Origin of the sequence: Herbaspirillum sp. UBA812 (genome assembly GCF_002296545.1) — a bacterium.
GTDB lineage: Bacteria > Pseudomonadota > Gammaproteobacteria > Burkholderiales > Burkholderiaceae_D > Herbaspirillum > Herbaspirillum huttiense.
In genome coordinates this window covers 1-14,764 of sequence record NZ_DBIC01000103.1, presented here as the reverse complement: position 1 = coordinate 14,764, position 14,764 = coordinate 1, and the positions used below count along the sequence as shown (strand labels likewise).

At 63.7% G+C, this 14,764-nt stretch carries 14 protein-coding genes; 12 read left to right on the top strand and 2 right to left on the bottom strand.

Annotated elements, in window-relative coordinates; translation table 11 throughout:
* From B3873_RS06580 to B3873_RS06550, 7 genes are all read left to right on the top strand, one after another.
* Positions 1-524: 2,3-bisphosphoglycerate-dependent phosphoglycerate mutase (locus B3873_RS06580; RefSeq protein WP_286864768.1), on the top strand; the 524-nt coding region annotated here is incomplete at its 5' end.
* Positions 525-649: 125 nt separating this feature from the next.
* The gene (locus tag B3873_RS06575) at positions 650-2,029 is read left to right on the top strand and encodes a murein hydrolase activator EnvC family protein (RefSeq protein WP_198516550.1); all 1,380 of its coding nucleotides are present in this window, start codon (positions 650-652) and stop codon (positions 2,027-2,029) included.
* A 3-nt stretch (positions 2,030-2,032) separates the two neighbouring features.
* Entirely contained in the window at positions 2,033-3,529 is a 1,497-nt protein-coding gene (locus B3873_RS06570) for a S41 family peptidase (RefSeq protein ID WP_039789587.1), read from the top strand.
* A gap of 83 nt (positions 3,530-3,612) precedes the next feature.
* A complete protein-coding gene (locus tag B3873_RS06565) occupies positions 3,613-4,368 on the top strand; it encodes a HesA/MoeB/ThiF family protein (protein ID WP_286864765.1) in 756 nt (251 codons plus the stop codon).
* A gap of 430 nt (positions 4,369-4,798) precedes the next feature.
* Complete coding sequence (gene dksA, locus B3873_RS06560) at positions 4,799-5,284, top strand: RNA polymerase-binding protein DksA (protein WP_182993485.1); 486 nt, start codon at positions 4,799-4,801, stop codon at positions 5,282-5,284.
* A gap of 80 nt (positions 5,285-5,364) precedes the next feature.
* Entirely contained in the window at positions 5,365-5,766 is a 402-nt protein-coding gene (locus B3873_RS06555) for a hypothetical protein (RefSeq protein WP_121037766.1), read from the top strand.
* A 185-nt stretch (positions 5,767-5,951) separates the two neighbouring features.
* On the top strand, positions 5,952-8,009 hold the full coding sequence (locus tag B3873_RS06550) for a TonB-dependent receptor (RefSeq protein ID WP_286864764.1): 2,058 nt from the start codon (positions 5,952-5,954) through the stop codon (positions 8,007-8,009).
* Between the two features lie 180 nt (positions 8,010-8,189).
* Here the strand turns inward: B3873_RS06550 and B3873_RS06545 are convergent, their stop codons facing one another.
* Positions 8,190-8,723 (bottom strand): carboxymuconolactone decarboxylase family protein, encoded by a 534-nt coding sequence (locus B3873_RS06545; RefSeq protein ID WP_088757362.1) that lies wholly within the window; start codon positions 8,721-8,723, stop codon positions 8,190-8,192.
* A 152-nt stretch (positions 8,724-8,875) separates the two neighbouring features.
* On the opposite strand from B3873_RS06545, the gene B3873_RS06540 reads away from it, so the two are divergent.
* Positions 8,876-9,880 (top strand): AraC family transcriptional regulator, encoded by a 1,005-nt coding sequence (locus B3873_RS06540; RefSeq protein WP_286864761.1) that lies wholly within the window; start codon positions 8,876-8,878, stop codon positions 9,878-9,880.
* On the opposite strand, the gene B3873_RS06535 is transcribed toward B3873_RS06540, so the two are convergent.
* Positions 9,870-10,334 (bottom strand): Lrp/AsnC ligand binding domain-containing protein, encoded by a 465-nt coding sequence (locus tag B3873_RS06535; RefSeq protein ID WP_034340473.1) that lies wholly within the window; start codon positions 10,332-10,334, stop codon positions 9,870-9,872. The genes B3873_RS06540 and B3873_RS06535 overlap by 11 nt on opposite strands.
* 379 nt (positions 10,335-10,713) lie before the next feature.
* Between B3873_RS06535 and B3873_RS06530 the strand changes: the two genes are divergently transcribed.
* From B3873_RS06530 to B3873_RS06515, 4 genes are all read left to right on the top strand, one after another.
* Entirely contained in the window at positions 10,714-11,850 is a 1,137-nt protein-coding gene (locus B3873_RS06530; protein ID WP_121037777.1) for a branched-chain amino acid ABC transporter substrate-binding protein, read from the top strand.
* A gap of 205 nt (positions 11,851-12,055) precedes the next feature.
* A complete protein-coding gene (gene lhpH, locus B3873_RS06525; protein ID WP_286864759.1) occupies positions 12,056-13,066 on the top strand; it encodes a trans-3-hydroxy-L-proline dehydratase in 1,011 nt (336 codons plus the stop codon).
* Between the two features lie 19 nt (positions 13,067-13,085).
* Complete coding sequence (locus B3873_RS06520; protein WP_286864758.1) at positions 13,086-14,024, top strand: delta(1)-pyrroline-2-carboxylate reductase family protein; 939 nt, start codon at positions 13,086-13,088, stop codon at positions 14,022-14,024.
* 132 nt (positions 14,025-14,156) lie between these two features.
* The coding region (locus tag B3873_RS06515) for a branched-chain amino acid ABC transporter permease (RefSeq protein WP_286864757.1) at positions 14,157-14,764 on the top strand (608 nt) is incomplete at its 3' end.

Below are 14,764 nucleotides of genomic sequence, written 5' to 3'. Positions count from 1 at the left end.
TGTACATCCCGATCAAGAACGACTGGCGCCTCAACGAACGCCACTACGGCGCCCTGCAAGGTCTGAACAAGGCCGAAACCGCCGCCCAGTACGGCGACGAGCAGGTGCTGGTCTGGCGCCGCAGCTACGATACCCCGCCCAACCCGCTGACCCCGGGCGAAGAGCGCGATGCCTTCGGCGACGCCCGCTACGCCGGCCTCTCGCGCGAGCAGGTGCCGCTGACCGAATGCCTGAAGGACACCGTGGCGCGTGTGCTGCCGGCTTGGAATGACTCCATCGCCCCGGCCATCCGCGCTGGCAAGCAGATCATCATCTCGGCCCACGGCAACAGCCTGCGCGCCCTGATCAAGTACCTGGACGGCATCAGCGACAACGACATCGTCGGCCTGAACATCCCCAACGGCCAGCCGCTGGTCTATGAACTGGACGCCGACCTCAAGCCGATCAAGAGCTACTACCTGGGCGACCAGTCCGCCATCGAAGCAGCGCTCAAGGCCGTGGCCAATCAAGGGAAGTCGAAATAAAACTGCGTTGCTCCAGCAAGACGCCCGCCGCACAGGCGGCGTCCCTTTCCGGAAAGTGCATTCCACCGGCGCGCTCCGCCCTTCTGTCGGGCGCGCCGCGGGGAGTCTTTCGCTTGCTGGCGACGATGGCTTGCGGTCTGCTGCTGTGTGCAGCGGTGCAGGCGCAGCCGATCACCGAGCGGACCCGGCAGAAGCAGGCCGCTGAAAAGGAACAGGCCGACCTGCAACAGCGCCTGACTACGCTCAAGCGCGATATCGACCAGACCGAGACGGCCAAGGACAATGCCGCCGATGCCCTGGCCGCTTCCGAACAGGCGATCTCCAAAGCCAATCGTTCGCTGCGCGATCTGGCGCAGGAGCAGCAGGCTACCGAAGCGCGCCTGGCGCAGCTGGTCAAGCAGTTGAACGAACTGACCGCGCTGGTCAACGCCCAGCAGGCGCAGCTGTCCAAGCTGCTGCGCGAGCAATATGTGGCCGGCAACGAGGACCGCATCAAGCTGCTGCTCTCCGGCGACAATCCCAATCGCATCAATCGCGAGCTGCAGTACATGGGCTATGTCTCGCAAGCCCAGGCCAAGCTGATTGAAACCCTGCGTGCCAACCAGCAGGCGATCCGCGCCAACAAGGCCGACACCCAGAATGCCAAGTTCGAACTGGATGAAATCGCCCAGGAAGAACAGGAACAGAAGAAGGTACTGGAACGCGAGAAGGGCCGCCGCCAGACCTTGCTTTCGCAGCTTTCCACCAAACTCAACGCCCAGCGCCAGGAAGCCGGCCGCATCGAGCAGGATCAGCAGCGCCTCTCCAGCCTGGTGGACAAGCTGGCGCAGATCATCGAGCAGCAGAAAAAGGCCGAAGCCGAGGCCCGCGAGAAACGTCGCCAGGAACAATTGGCCAAAGCCAAGGCCGAACGCGAGAAGCGTTTGGCTGAACAGCGTGCCCGCGCCGAGAAGCGCGCCGCCGAAGCGGCCAGGGCCGCCAAGGAAGGCAAGCCGGCGCCGAAGATGCCCGATCCGGCCGACGCCATCGATGATGACGAGCCGCCGCAACAGGCTTCCTTGGGCCGCAATGACACGCTGCCCGAGCCGCAGGCGGACAATTTCGGCAAGCCCTTTGCCAGCCTGCGCGGACAATTGCATCTGCCGGTCAGGGGCGAGCTGGTATCGAAATTCGGCAGCCGCCGCGGCGACGGACCGACCAGCCGGGGCCTGTTCCTGCGCGCCCAGGAAGGCGCGGAAGTGCGGGCAGTGGCAGCAGGACGCGTGGTCTTCGCGGACTGGTTGCGCGGTTTCGGCAACCTGATCATCGTCGATCACGGCAACCAGTACATGACGATTTACGGCAACAACCAGTCGGTATTGAAACGCGCCGGTGACCTGGTCAAGACCGGGGAAACCATTGCCACTGCAGGCAACAGCGGCGGCAATGAGCAATCGGGTTTATACTTTGAAATGCGGTATCAAGGCCGCGCATTCGACCCACAGGGGTGGGTAACTTCTAGGTGAAACATGGGCAGCAAACTCAAGAATATCGGTTTGATCGGGTTGGGCATGGTGGCAGGTGCCACTGCGATGATTCAGTTCGACGCCATCGCGCAAAAGAACGCAACGGCGTCGCTGCCCCTGGAGGAGCTGCGCCAGATGGCCGACGTGTTCGGTCTCATCAAGTCAGATTATGTGGAACAGGTCGATGACAAGAAGCTGCTGACCGAAGCCATTTCCGGCATGGTCGCTTCGCTCGACCCGCACTCCGCCTATCTTGACAAGAAGGCCTACAAGGAGCTGCGCGAAGGCACCATGGGCAAGTTCGTGGGCCTGGGCATCGAGGTCGGCATGGAAGATGGCTACGTCAAGGTCATCTCCCCCATCGAGGATTCGCCGGCCTTCCGCGCCGGGATCAAGGCCGGTGACCTGATCACCCGCCTGGACAGCACCCCGGTCAAGGGCCTGACCCTGGATGAAGCCGTCAAGAAGATGCGCGGCGAACCCAACACCAAGATCACGCTGACCATCGCCCGCAAGGAAGAAGACAAGCCCATCATCCTGACCATCACCCGTCAGGAGATCCGCGTGCAGAGCGTCAAGTCCAAGGTGGTGGAACCCGGCTACGCCTGGCTGCGCGTGACCCAGTTCCAGGAACCGACGGTGGACGACATGTCCAAGAAGCTGGCCGCCATCTACGCCCAGGAACCCAACCTGAAGGGCATCGTGCTGGACCTGCGCAATGACCCGGGCGGCGTGCTGCCGGGCGCCATCGGCGTGGCGGCGGCCTTCCTCCCCAAGGATTCGGTGGTGGTCTCCACCAATGGCCAGCTCCCGAGCTCCAAGCAGACCTTCTACGCCAAGCGCGAGTATTACGCCGCCAACCCGCTGTCTGATCCCCTGTCGCGCCTGCCGGATGCCATCAAGAAGGTGCCGATGGTGGTACTGATCAACAGCGGCTCGGCCTCGGCTTCCGAAATCGTGGCCGGTGCCCTGCAGGATTACAAGCGCGCCACCATCATGGGTACGCAGTCCTTCGGCAAGGGTTCGGTGCAATCGGTGATCGCGCTGCCGCCGGAGAAGAACACCGCCGTCAAGCTGACCACCGCCCGTTACTACACGCCCAAGGGCCGTTCCATCCAGGCGCGTGGCATCGTGCCGGACATCATGGTGGACGAATATCCGGATGGCGACGGCCTGAATGGCCTGCGCCTGCGTGAAGCCGATCTCTCCAAGCACCTGACCAACGACACCGACAAGTCCGCCGAGGTCAAGGCCAAGGCCATGGATGAGCAGTCCGAAGAGCGCCTGATTGCCGCCGAGAAGAAGCGCAAGCCGCTGGACTTCGGCAGCAAGGACGACTTCCAGCTGACCCAGGCCCTGAACCAGTTGAAGGGCCTGCCGGTGAAGGTTTCCAACGCCAAGCCGGAAGTGCGCAATGAAGAAGGCAAGAACGACACCCCGGTGAAGGACGAGCGCAAGGACAACAAGGCGCCCGCCGAGAAGATCGATACCACCAAGTAATACGCCGCCTGCGGGCAGGCACATCGGGCCGCTAGCACTTGCCAGCGGCCCTTTTTTTCATCTCAACCATGTCGGATATGACGATGGATGACCAACAGCTGCTGCGCTACTCGCGCCACATCCTGCTCGACGAGATCGACATCGAAGGCCAGACCCGCCTGCTGCAAGGCCATGCGCTGGTGATCGGTGCCGGTGGCCTGGGCTCGCCGGCGGCCATGTACCTGGCGTCGGCCGGGGTGGGCCACATCACCCTGGTGGATCATGACACCGTCGATCTGACCAACCTGCAGCGCCAGATCATGCACACCACCGCGCGCGTGGGCCAGCCCAAGGTAGCGTCCGGGCGCGAAGCCTTGCAGCAGATCAACCCCGGCGTACAGGTCACGGCGCTGGCCGAGCGGGTGGACGGGGAGCGCCTGCAGGCGCTGGTGGCGGCGGCCGATGTGGTGCTGGACTGCAGCGACAACTTCGCTACCCGCCATGCCGTCAATCGCGCCTGCGTGGCGGCCGGGGTGCCGCTGGTCTCGGGGGCAGCGATCCGCTTTGATGGCCAGGTCAGCGTATTCGACCCGCGCCAGGACGCCAGCCCCTGCTATGCCTGCCTGTTTCCACCCGAGCGCGAGTTCGAGGAAGTGCAGTGTTCCACCATGGGCGTGTTCTCGCCCCTGGTCGGCATCATCGGCACCATGCAGGCGGCCGAGGCCATCAAGCTGGTGGCCGGTATCGGCCGCTCGCTGGCCGGACGCCTCCTGATCCTGGACGCCCGCGAGATGCAATGGACCAGCATCGGCATCGGCCGCGACCGCCAGTGCCCGGTGTGTGCCCGGCGGCACGGATAGACGCGGGCGCGGCCGATGGCATGCATCGGCGCTTCCATCGGCCCCCGTTCTTCTGGTATAAACACGGATGGATGTTGCAATGCAAATAGCATGCAGCATGCGCCAGGCTGATGTTCCGAACGACGACAATTCACAAGCGCGATCAGCCCGCCCCGCCTAGCCCGTCACAGGGGAAGTCATGAACCGCTCCATGAACCGGAACGCCGCCCGAGGAGATGGCCAGCGGGCCGCCGCGCCAAAGGCTTGGCATACGGAATCGTTGGTGTACAATCCTTGACCGCGAAAAAGCGTACGCCATCGGCAGCGCGCCCCGGTCCTGACGGCCCGGACCTGCGCACTGATCGCGTCAACGTCAATCGAAGAGGTGCCAACGCGGCAAGGGAAGTGGATTCACAAGCGACCTGTTCCGGCAGCCGTGCATCAGCCGGGAATGGATATAGTTGAAAAACCCGTAGTATTGAAAGTAAGCGAAGTGGCAACCAAGACTCCCAAAACTACCCCTGCAGCGCAGTTGCTGACCGAGGAACAAATCCTCAAGATGGACGAGAAGGACTACATGAACGAAGCGCAGCTTGCTTTCTTCAAGGCCCGTCTCCAGCAGCTGGAAAAGGATCTGCTCAAGAACGCGGATGAAACCACCGAACACCTGCGCGAAACCGTGCTGGTGCCGGACCCGGCTGACCGCGCCACCATCGAGGAAGAACACGCGCTGGAACTGCGCACCCGCGACCGCGAGCGCAAGCTGCTCAAGAAGGTGCAGCAATCCATCGTCTCCATCGACAATGGCGAGTACGGCTGGTGTGAAGAAACGGGCGAACCGATCGGCATCCCGCGCCTGCTGGCGCGTCCGACCGCGACCCTGTCGCTGGAAGCCCAGCAACGCCGCGAACTGAAGCAGAAACTCTACGGCGACTGATCCTCGCCTCGCACGATGACGCCTGCGCCATGCGGTGCGCAGGCGCAGTGCCGCTGTCGTTTCCAACCTGGTCCCGCCTCATGCACCGTCTGCGCGCCCTGCGAAGCTCCACCGTCATCGCCCTGCTGGCGATGTCGCTGCTGTTCGCGCAGATGCTGGGTTTCGTGCACGGTATTGCGCACGCCGGCTGGGCACCGGGGACGGTCCATTCGCTGATCAGCGAAGCCCTGTTCGACGAGGGCGAGGAGGCGCACGCCGAACTCGCTGCCGCCGACGGGCATGATGCCCATCACCACCACGCCCATGGCCTGCACCACTCCTGCGTGGCCTATGACGCCGCTGCCTTGTCGGCCGGTGTGCATGTCGATTTTCCTCCCCTTCCGTTGCTGCCGCCGGTGCGCGTGCTGGCCCTGTGGCTGGCCTTCGCGTCCTGGGACGCGCCGCTGAACTGCCATTTCTCCTCGCGCGCCCCGCCGCGCTGAATTCCTTCTCCCTGCAAGACCCGCATTACTGGTTACCGGTTGTCGCTCGCGCATCCGTGCGTGGCGCGGCGTCGTCCTGACGCCGCCGCTGCGTGCGATCGCGTGCCGACGGCCGGTGTATCCGCGCCGCCCCATCCACCCTCACGACAAGGCGGGCGGCGCTTCGCGCATAACAAGGAATTCACATGGCTCTTCAACGCCAACGCATCGCCTCGGCCGTCTTCTCGGCCCTGGCGGCCTGGTCCGTTTCGGCTTCGGCCCAGACGGCTGACACCACCGCGACCCCTGCAACCGCCGCGACCCCTGCAACCGCCGCCCAACCGGCGCTGCAACCCATCGTCGTCACTGCCACCCCCTTCGCCTCTCAGGAGGATGTACAAGTCCTCACGCCCGCCAAGGTCATCGCCGGTGACGAACTGCGCAACAAGCTCGGCAACTCGCTGGGCGACACGCTTTCGGGTGAACTGGGCGTGTCCGCCAGCGCCTTCGGTGCCGGCGCTTCGCGTCCCATCATCCGCGGCATGGAAGGTCCGCGCGTGATGATCCTGCAGAACGGCATGGGCGTCTCCGACGTCTCCACCGTCTCCAACGACCATGCGGTCGCCACCGAAGCCGCTACTGCCCGCCAGATCGAAATCCTGCGCGGTCCGGCCGCGCTGCTGTATGGCTCGGGTGCCATCGGCGGCCTGGTCAACGTGGTCAATGACCGTATCCCCACCGAGCTGGTCGGCAAGCCCACCGGCACCGTCGAAGGCCGCTACGGCACTGTCGATGGCGAAAAGAACACGTCTTTCTCGCTGGATACCTCGGCCGGCCAGATCGGCCTGCACCTGGACGGCAACTACCGCGATACCGACAATTACAAGATCCCCGGTAACGCCCGTCAGGGCGACAGCAGCAGCGCGTCGGGCCGCCTGCCCAATTCCTTCACCCACGAGACCAGCCTGGGTGGCGGCATTTCCTATGTGACCAACTGGGGTTACGTCGGCCTGTCGGTGGCGACCCTGGACGACCACTACGGCATCCCGACCGATGAAAAATCCTTCATCGACCTGCACCAGAATCGCTACGACCTCGATACCGTCGTCAATCATCCCTTCGCCGGCATCGAGAAATTCCGCTTCCGCATGGGGTACACCGACTACACCCACATCGAGAAGGCGCAGGATGGCACGCCCAACACGGTCTTCTCCAACCGCGCCCTGCAGACCCGCTGGGAACTGACGCACGCGCCGCTGGCCGGCTGGCACGGCACCTTCGGCGTGCAGACCGAGCAGAGCAACTACTCGGCCCTCACGCCCGATACCGGTGTCTCCGAGCTGACTCCGCCCACGCGTTCGACGTCCTTTGCCGGCTTCCTGGTGGAAGAGCGGCAGTTCGGCCAGGTACTGGCCAGTGCCGGCTTGCGCGCCGAGAGCGTGAGCCGCCGTCCGGACAGCGGCAGCGGCCTGCCGGGACGCGATTTCAGCCTGATCTCCTGGTCTACCGGCGGCCTGTGGACCTTCCAGCCCGGATACGGCCTGGGCCTGACCTATTCCTTCGCCCAGCGTGCGCCGACGGTGGAAGAGCTGTACTCCAACGGCCCGCATGAATCGACCTCCACCTACGACATCGGCGACAACCAGCTGAAGAAGGAAACGTCACACAACATCGAGTTGAGCCTGCAGAAGACCGAAGGACTGGTGCGCTGGAAGGGCAATGTGTTCCGCAACAAGGTCAACAACTATATCTACGGCCGTACCAACGGCCAGGTGGACGATACCGGTGCGGCCGATCCCAATGGCGAATTCACCCAGCGCTTCTGGTCGCAGGGCGATGCCACCATCCGCGGCGTGGAAGCCGAGGTCACCTACAACTGGAACGGCGAAGGCGTCTCCGGCCGGGTCTTTGCCGATACCTCGCGCGGCACGCTCGACAATCTCGGCAACCTGCCCCTGCAACCGTCCACCCGCTACGGCATCGAGCTGGGCTACAAGACCGGCCCCTGGGCCAGCGGCGTGAAGGTCTTGCGCGCGCAGAAGCAGGATCGCCTGGCGTCCTTCGAAACCTACGAAACCCCGTCCTACACCCAGCTGGACGCCAACCTGTCCTATACCCAGCGCCTCAACGGCGTGAAGCTGACCTGGTTCGCACTGGCCCGCAACCTGCTGAACCAGGACATCCGTTTGTCCACCTCGGTGCTGCGCGAGACGGTGCCGCTGGGTGGCCGCAACTTCATCGTGGGGGTACGCACCGCCTTTTGACCGATATGAATGAAACGCCAGCTGCCCCGGGCAGCGGCGTCATCGGGTGCCGGCGGGAGACTGCGCCTCCCGCCAGCGCAGCTTGCCCGGCCGTCTCCGCAAGGAGGCTGCCGGGCTTTTTTTCGCCTGTATGGCGCGTATGAAGCAATGAGTCAATTTTCCGGATTTTTTACTGGCCGATTACGGTGCCGGCGGGAAATCCAGAACAGTATCGTTCACACGATTGAACAGATTGGTGAAGGTAATTGCAGTGACGGCCAGCAGCGTATCGACGATCTGGGCATCGCTGTAGACGGCCCGCACGCGTTCGACCACATCGGCGGGAACGGTGCCACGGGTAGCGACCAGGCGGCGCGCGAAGTCGGCCAGCACATCCAGGCGGTCATCGCCCGAGGGGCGGTCATGGCGCACACCGTCGATGGCCTGGGCGGAGAGGCCGACCTTCTTGCCCATGAGCGAGTGAGCGGCCAGGCAGTAATCGCAACCGGACTGTTCGCTCACGGCCAGCTTGATGGCTTCGATTTCCTTGGCCGACAGGCTGCTCTTGCGCAGGGCGCCATCCAGGTGCAGGGCGGACTCCAGCGCTACCGGGCTCAGGCTGCCGATGCCGGCGTAGGCATTGGGCACCATGCCGACTGCAGACTTGATGGCGGCAAACAGTTGAGCGGCCTGGCCGCTGGCTTCGCTGATGGGGGCAGTGTTCAAACGGGACATGATATTTCTCCTTGGTGAAGGTCAGCGCCTTGGCCGGGGCAGGGTTGCCGCTGGTCCGTATTGCGCATGGAGGTACTGTAGGCTTACAGATTGGAATTATGAATGCCTGGAAATGACATAAAATTGCTCAAAAAGCTCAACCAAGGAAAATGATGGATGCCCTCAGCCGCCTCCTTTCCCTGCATCCGGTGCGTGCCGCGCTGGATATCCGCTGCCGTTTCGGCCAGCCGTGGAACCTGCCGCACGTCGCCTTGCCGGCGGGTGTGGCGCCTTATCACTTCATCCTGGAGGGCAGGGCACAACTGCAGTTGGCGGAAGGGGAACCTCTGCTGCTGGAGGCTGGCGATCTGGTGGTGCTGACCCGGGGCGCAGCGCATGATCTCTTCATCGCGCCCGTCGGCGAAGCCATCGCGGCGCGCCCGGGCGTGACTGCAGCGCCGGTGCAACTGAATGTGAATGATGAGGATGCCGGCGGCGCGCAGCCCCTGTCGGATTTCCTCTGCGGGCAGTTCCATTTCGATGCCCCGCACTCCAACGCCCTGGTGCAGGCGCTGCCGGAAGTCTTGCTGGTGCGGGGCCAGCAGCTGCCGCAAGGGGATGGCCTGCACACCCTGGCCACCCTGCTGCGCAACGAGTGCGGGGGCGCCGATGGCCGCGGAGAATTGCGCGCCGGCGCGCAGGCGGTGGTGGCCGGGCTGGCGGCGGCGCTGTTCGGACTGGCCCTGCGCGCCTGGCTGGCCCAGGGCGGACCGGAGCCGGGTTTGCTGGCGCTGCTGGCCCATCCCGGCCTGCAACATGCGATGCAGGCCATGCTGGATGCCCCGCAGCAGGACTGGACGCTGCCTCGGCTGGCAGCGCTGTGCCACATGTCGCGCGCGACCTTCGTGCGGCGCTTCCAGGAGGTCGGCGGCACTACGCCAGGCGAACTCCTGCAGCAATTGCGCATGGCGCGTGCCGCGCAGCTATTGAGCTACAGCAAAATGGGCACGGCCCAGATCGGCGAAGCTGTGGGGTATCAGTCCGAAGCAGCGTTCAACCGGGTATTCAAGAAGTTCAGCGGAATGGGGCCGGGGGCGTACCGGCGCAAGGGCAGGCTGGAGCAGGGGCAGGCAGTGGCGGGGAACGATCCCGCGCATGCCGTGGGGATCAGCGGATAGGCAGGCGGATGGTGTTCTTCACTTCTTCCATCACCGCATAAGTGTGGGTCTCGCGCACACCCTTCAATTGCAGCAGCGACTTGCCCAGGAATTCACGGTAGGCGTTCATGTCCTTGACCCGCGACTTGACCAGGTAATCGAAGCCGCCGGCCACCATGTGGCATTCCATGATCTCGGGGATGCTCTGCACGCTCTTCTTGAATTCGGCAAAGACATCCGGCGTGGTGCGGTCCAGCACCACCTCGATGAAGACCAGCAGGGAGACATCCAGCAATTCCGGATTCAGCTGCGCCGCATAACCCAGGATATAGCCGGCTTCCTGCAGCTTGCGAACCCGCTCCAGGCAAGCGGCCGGCGACAGGTTCACACGGCCGGCGAGGTCGACGTTGCTGATGCGGCCGTCGTTTTGCAGCTCCGCCAGAATTTTCTTGCTGATCTTGTCGAGTCCGGCCATGGTTTCTGAACTTTATTCAGTTAAAAATATATAGAGAAAATTTTATTCCGATTATAAGGGGAATAAGCGGGCCTAATATCAAGGAAGAGTCAATAGAATCCTCCCTCATAAAAAACATAACGTAATGCGGGCATGAAGCGAAGTTCACCTCGTTTCTGCGCGGATCACAGCAGTATCTCGACAACAGATTTGACGAGTTTTGTTTGCCAGGTCCAGCCTGCGCGCGGCGGTGAAAACCGGCCTGACGCGGTCGGCCCGGCATCAACGGAATGCTCCGCTCCTGCCCACGAGGCGGGGGATGGCGCAAATCCTGCTTTTCCGGCGTTTTCAATGCAATCACCCACCGCAGTCTGACTTTCTAGAAGAGAGGAAACACCCCATGTTCAAGCGCGTCTCCGGACTCAACATCATCGCCGCCTCGCTGGCGCTGATCCCTGCTTTCGCCATGGCGCAGGAAACCCAGGTCGTCAAGATCGGTTTCTCCAGCCCGTTGACCGGTCCCCAGGCATCGGCCGGCAAGGACAACCAGGGCGGCCTGATGATGGCCGTCGAGCGTCTGAATGCGCAACCCATCACCGTGGGCGGCAAGAAGATCAAGTTCGAAGTCCTGGCAGAAGATGACCAGGCCGACCCCAAGCAAGGCGTGGCCGTGGCACAGAAGCTGGCTGACCAGGGCGTCAAGGCCATCGTCGGTCCCTACAACTCGGGCGTGACCATTCCTGCCTCGCGCGTCTACAACGATGCCGGCATCGTGGTGGCCACCGTGGCCTCCAACCCCAAGATCACCCAGCAAGGTTTTGCCACCCTGTTCCGCGTGGCTGCCAGCGACAGCCAGCTGGGCGGCAAGATGGCCCTGTACGCAGCCAAGGAACTGAAGTTGAAGCGCGTGGCCGTCATCGATGACCGCACCGCCTACGGCCAGGGCCTGGCCGAGGAATTCGCCAAGGTCGCCAAGGCCAACGGCATCGAAGTCATCAGCAAGGACTTCACCAACGACAAGGCCACCGACTTCACCGCCATCCTGACCTCCATCAAGGGCAAGAAGCCCGACGCCGTGTTCCTGGGCGGCTATGCTCCCCAAGGCGGCCCGATCAAGCGCCAGATGAAGCAGCTGGGCATCGACGTGCCCCTGATGGGCGGCGACGGCATCTGTTCGCCGGAAATGGGTCGCCTGGGTGGCGATGCCATCGGTGAAACCGTCTACTGCACCCAGGGCGGCACCATGCTGGACAAGGCCAAGGATGGCAAGGTCTTCGCTGACGACTACCAGAAGAAGTACAGCCGTCCTGCTGAAACCTATGCAGTCTCGTTCTACGATGGCATGATGCTGATCGCGCAAGCCATGAAGCAGGCTAATTCGGTCGATCCGAAAGCCTTCGGTCCGGCCATGGCCAAGATCAGCTACAAGGGCGTGGCCGGCCAGTACGACTTCGACGCCAATCACGACCTGAAGCAATCGCCCGTGACGGTCTATCGCTTCAAGGATGGTCTGCCGGTTCCCCTGACCAGCTACTGATCGGTCCTTCCCCGGCCTGATCCTGCCGCCCGCAGTCGCGGGTGGCGCGCCAGGCCCTGATCCCAGCTCCACATTGCAGTGTCCCGCTTCCCGCCGGTTCCGACCGGCCGGGAGCGGCTTGCCGTACCCGCTTGCAGGGCCCATGTCCGGTCCGCAGTGTTACCCTCTGCCCAGGCGGACCCGCAGCATACCCGGAAGGAAGACCATGCTCAGCTATACCCGTACCGTCCAGACCATCGATGCCCACACCGGCGGTGAGCCGTTGCGCATCGTGGTCTCGGGCCTGCCCAAGATCCCGGCCGGCACCATCCTGGAACAGCGCGCCTGGCTGCGCGAACATCGCGACGACCTGCGTCGCTTCCTGATGAACGAGCCGCGCGGCCATGCCGACATGTATGGTGTCTATCTGCTGCCCCCGGTCACGGCCGGTGCCGACTTCGGCGTCATCTTCATCCACAACGAAGGCTACAGCGACATGTGCGGCCACGGCATCATCGCCCTCGGCAAGGTATTGGTCGAGATGGGCTACGTCGAACGCACCCAGCCGCAGACCCGCATCTGCTTTGATGCCCCGGCCGGCTTCATCGAAGCCTTCGTCGAGTGGGATGGCGTGCGCGCCGGCAAGGTCAGCTTCAACAACGTACCCGCCTTCATCTATCGCCGCGACGTCGAAGTCGAGACGCCCGGGTTTGGCAAGATCACCGGTGACATCGTCTTCGGTGGTGCCTTCTACTACTACATCAACGCGGCGCAGGCCGGCCTCACCGTCAAGCCTGAACTGGTGCGCCAGCTGATCCAGCTGGGTGCCGAGACCAAGGCCGCCGTCATGGCCAAGGTCGCCATCGCGCATCCGCTGGAGCCGGGCCTCAATACGCTGTACGGCACCATCATCGACAGCGAACCCAATTTCCCCGGCGCGGACCAGTCCAACGTCTGCATCTTCGCTGACCGCGAAGTGGACCGCTCGCCCACCGGCACCGGTACCTCGGGCCGCGCCGCCCAGCTGTTCCTGCGCGGACAATTGGCGCTGAACCAGAACTACGTCAACGGCAGCATCGTCGGCAGCAACTTCGGCGTGCGCGTGACTGCTGCCACCAAGGTGGGCGACTTCGATGGCGCGCTCACCGAGGTGAGCGGCCATGCCCACATCATGAGTACCAACCAGTGGGTGCTGGAAGAGTCCGATCCCTTCCCGACCGGTTTCTTCCTGCGCTGACTTCTCCCACAGGATTCCCATGCACATCCTCGACTCCCTCCAGACCGCGCAGGCACTGCCGTATTCCGCACTGGTCGATGCCCTCGCACGCGCCGCGCAGGAACTGGCCAGCGGTGCCATCCGCGCACCAGAGCGCCAGGTGGTTCCCATCGATGCCAACAGCGTCTTGCTGGGCATGCCCGCCATTGCCGAGGATATCTCGGTGACCAAGCTCATCACCGTGCATGGCGACAACGCCCGCCATCAGTTGCCGGCGATCCAGGGTGAGTTGATTGCCTTCGAGACCGGCACCGGCCGACGCCTGGCCCTGATGGATGGCCCCACCGCCACGGCGCGCCGCACTGCAGCCATGAGCCTCCTTGGCATTCGTACGCTGTTGCCGCGCACGCCGCAATCGGCGCTGCTGATCGGCACCGGCGCGCAGGCGGCGGCGCATGCCGATGCCCTGGCCGAAGTGTATGGTGTGCGTCAGTTCTGGGTCGCCGCACGCGATCTCGCGCGTACCCAGGCCTTCTGCCAGGCCATCAGCGAACGCCATCCGCAAGTGGTGGCCAGTCCGCTCCCGGCACAGATGTTGCAACAGGACTTACCGCGCACCGATGTGGTGATTGCCTTGACCACGTCACGCGTGGCCGTCATTCCCGAGCAGATCGCGGCCGATACGCTGGCCATCGGCCTCGGCGCCTTCAAGCCGGACATGGTGGAGTTCCCGGCCAGCCTGCTGCATGCACGCCGCATCGTGGTCGATGACCTGGCCGGCGCGCATCACGAAGCAGGCGACCTGATCCAGGCCAAGGTGGACTGGGCGGGCGTGGTCGGCATCGGCGATGTGCTGGCCGGCAAGACGGCGGTGAACACGCTCGACAGCGCGGGGGCGCTGCCGGTGTTCAAGACCGTGGGCCAGGCTGCGTGGGACCTGGCGGCAGCGCGCGTGATGCGCACCACACTGGGGATCTGAAAATTGCGCGTGCATGCGCGCTTAATTTGATAAATAATTTACGCTTTTTTCGCGAACGTCCGTGCGTTTGCGGTTTCCTTGCAGTTTCCTGACGTTTCACAACAATCATCCTCCTGAAGGAGACACCGTTTCATGGACATTTTCATCCAGCAGATCATCAACGGATTGGTGCTAGGCAGCATGTACGCACTGATCGCCCTGGGCTACACCATGGTGTACGGGGTGCTGAACCTGATCAACTTTGCCCACGGCGACATCTTGATGGTGGGCGCCATGGTCGGCCTGTCGATCCTCAAATTGGTGCAGCAGGTCGCTCCTGACCTGCCGGGCATCGTCAAGCTGATCATTGCCATCGTCGGTGCCATTCCGGTGTGCGTGATCGTCAGCCTGCTGATCGAACGCATCGCTTACCGTCCGCTGCGCAACGCGCCGCGTCTGGCGCCGCTGATCACCGCCATCGGCGTGTCAATCCTGCTGCAGACCTTCGCCATGATGATCTGGGGCCGCAGCCCGCTGCCGTTCCCGCAGATCATGCCCTCGACCCCGGTCAACATCGCCGGTGCCCTGATCTCGCCGACCCAGATCATGCTGCTCATCCTGGCCCTGGCCGCGATGATCGGCCTGGTGCTGATCGTGGAGAAGACCAAGATGGGCCGCGCCATGCGCGCCACCGCCGAGAACCCGCGCATCGCCGGTTTGATGGGCGTGGACGCCAACCGCGTCATCATCGTCACCTTCGC

Bases quoted from the DNA above. Each gene is read 5' to 3' on its own strand.
- B3873_RS06575 (WP_198516550.1), top strand. From the start codon at position 650: ATGGCTTGCGGTCTGCTGCTGTGTGCAGCGGTGCAGGCGCAGCCGATC.
- B3873_RS06570 (WP_039789587.1), top strand. From the start codon at position 2,033: ATGGGCAGCAAACTCAAGAATATCGGTTTGATCGGGTTGGGCATGGTG.
- B3873_RS06565 (WP_286864765.1), top strand. From the start codon at position 3,613: ATGGATGACCAACAGCTGCTGCGCTACTCGCGCCACATCCTGCTCGAC.
- dksA (WP_182993485.1), top strand. From the start codon at position 4,799: ATGGATATAGTTGAAAAACCCGTAGTATTGAAAGTAAGCGAAGTGGCA.
- B3873_RS06555 (WP_121037766.1), top strand. From the start codon at position 5,365: ATGCACCGTCTGCGCGCCCTGCGAAGCTCCACCGTCATCGCCCTGCTG.
- B3873_RS06550 (WP_286864764.1), top strand. From the start codon at position 5,952: ATGGCTCTTCAACGCCAACGCATCGCCTCGGCCGTCTTCTCGGCCCTG.
- B3873_RS06545 (WP_088757362.1), bottom strand. From the start codon at position 8,723: ATGTCCCGTTTGAACACTGCCCCCATCAGCGAAGCCAGCGGCCAGGCC.
- B3873_RS06540 (WP_286864761.1), top strand. From the start codon at position 8,876: ATGGATGCCCTCAGCCGCCTCCTTTCCCTGCATCCGGTGCGTGCCGCG.
- B3873_RS06535 (WP_034340473.1), bottom strand. From the start codon at position 10,334: ATGGCCGGACTCGACAAGATCAGCAAGAAAATTCTGGCGGAGCTGCAA.
- B3873_RS06530 (WP_121037777.1), top strand. From the start codon at position 10,714: ATGTTCAAGCGCGTCTCCGGACTCAACATCATCGCCGCCTCGCTGGCG.
- lhpH (WP_286864759.1), top strand. From the start codon at position 12,056: ATGCTCAGCTATACCCGTACCGTCCAGACCATCGATGCCCACACCGGC.
- B3873_RS06520 (WP_286864758.1), top strand. From the start codon at position 13,086: ATGCACATCCTCGACTCCCTCCAGACCGCGCAGGCACTGCCGTATTCC.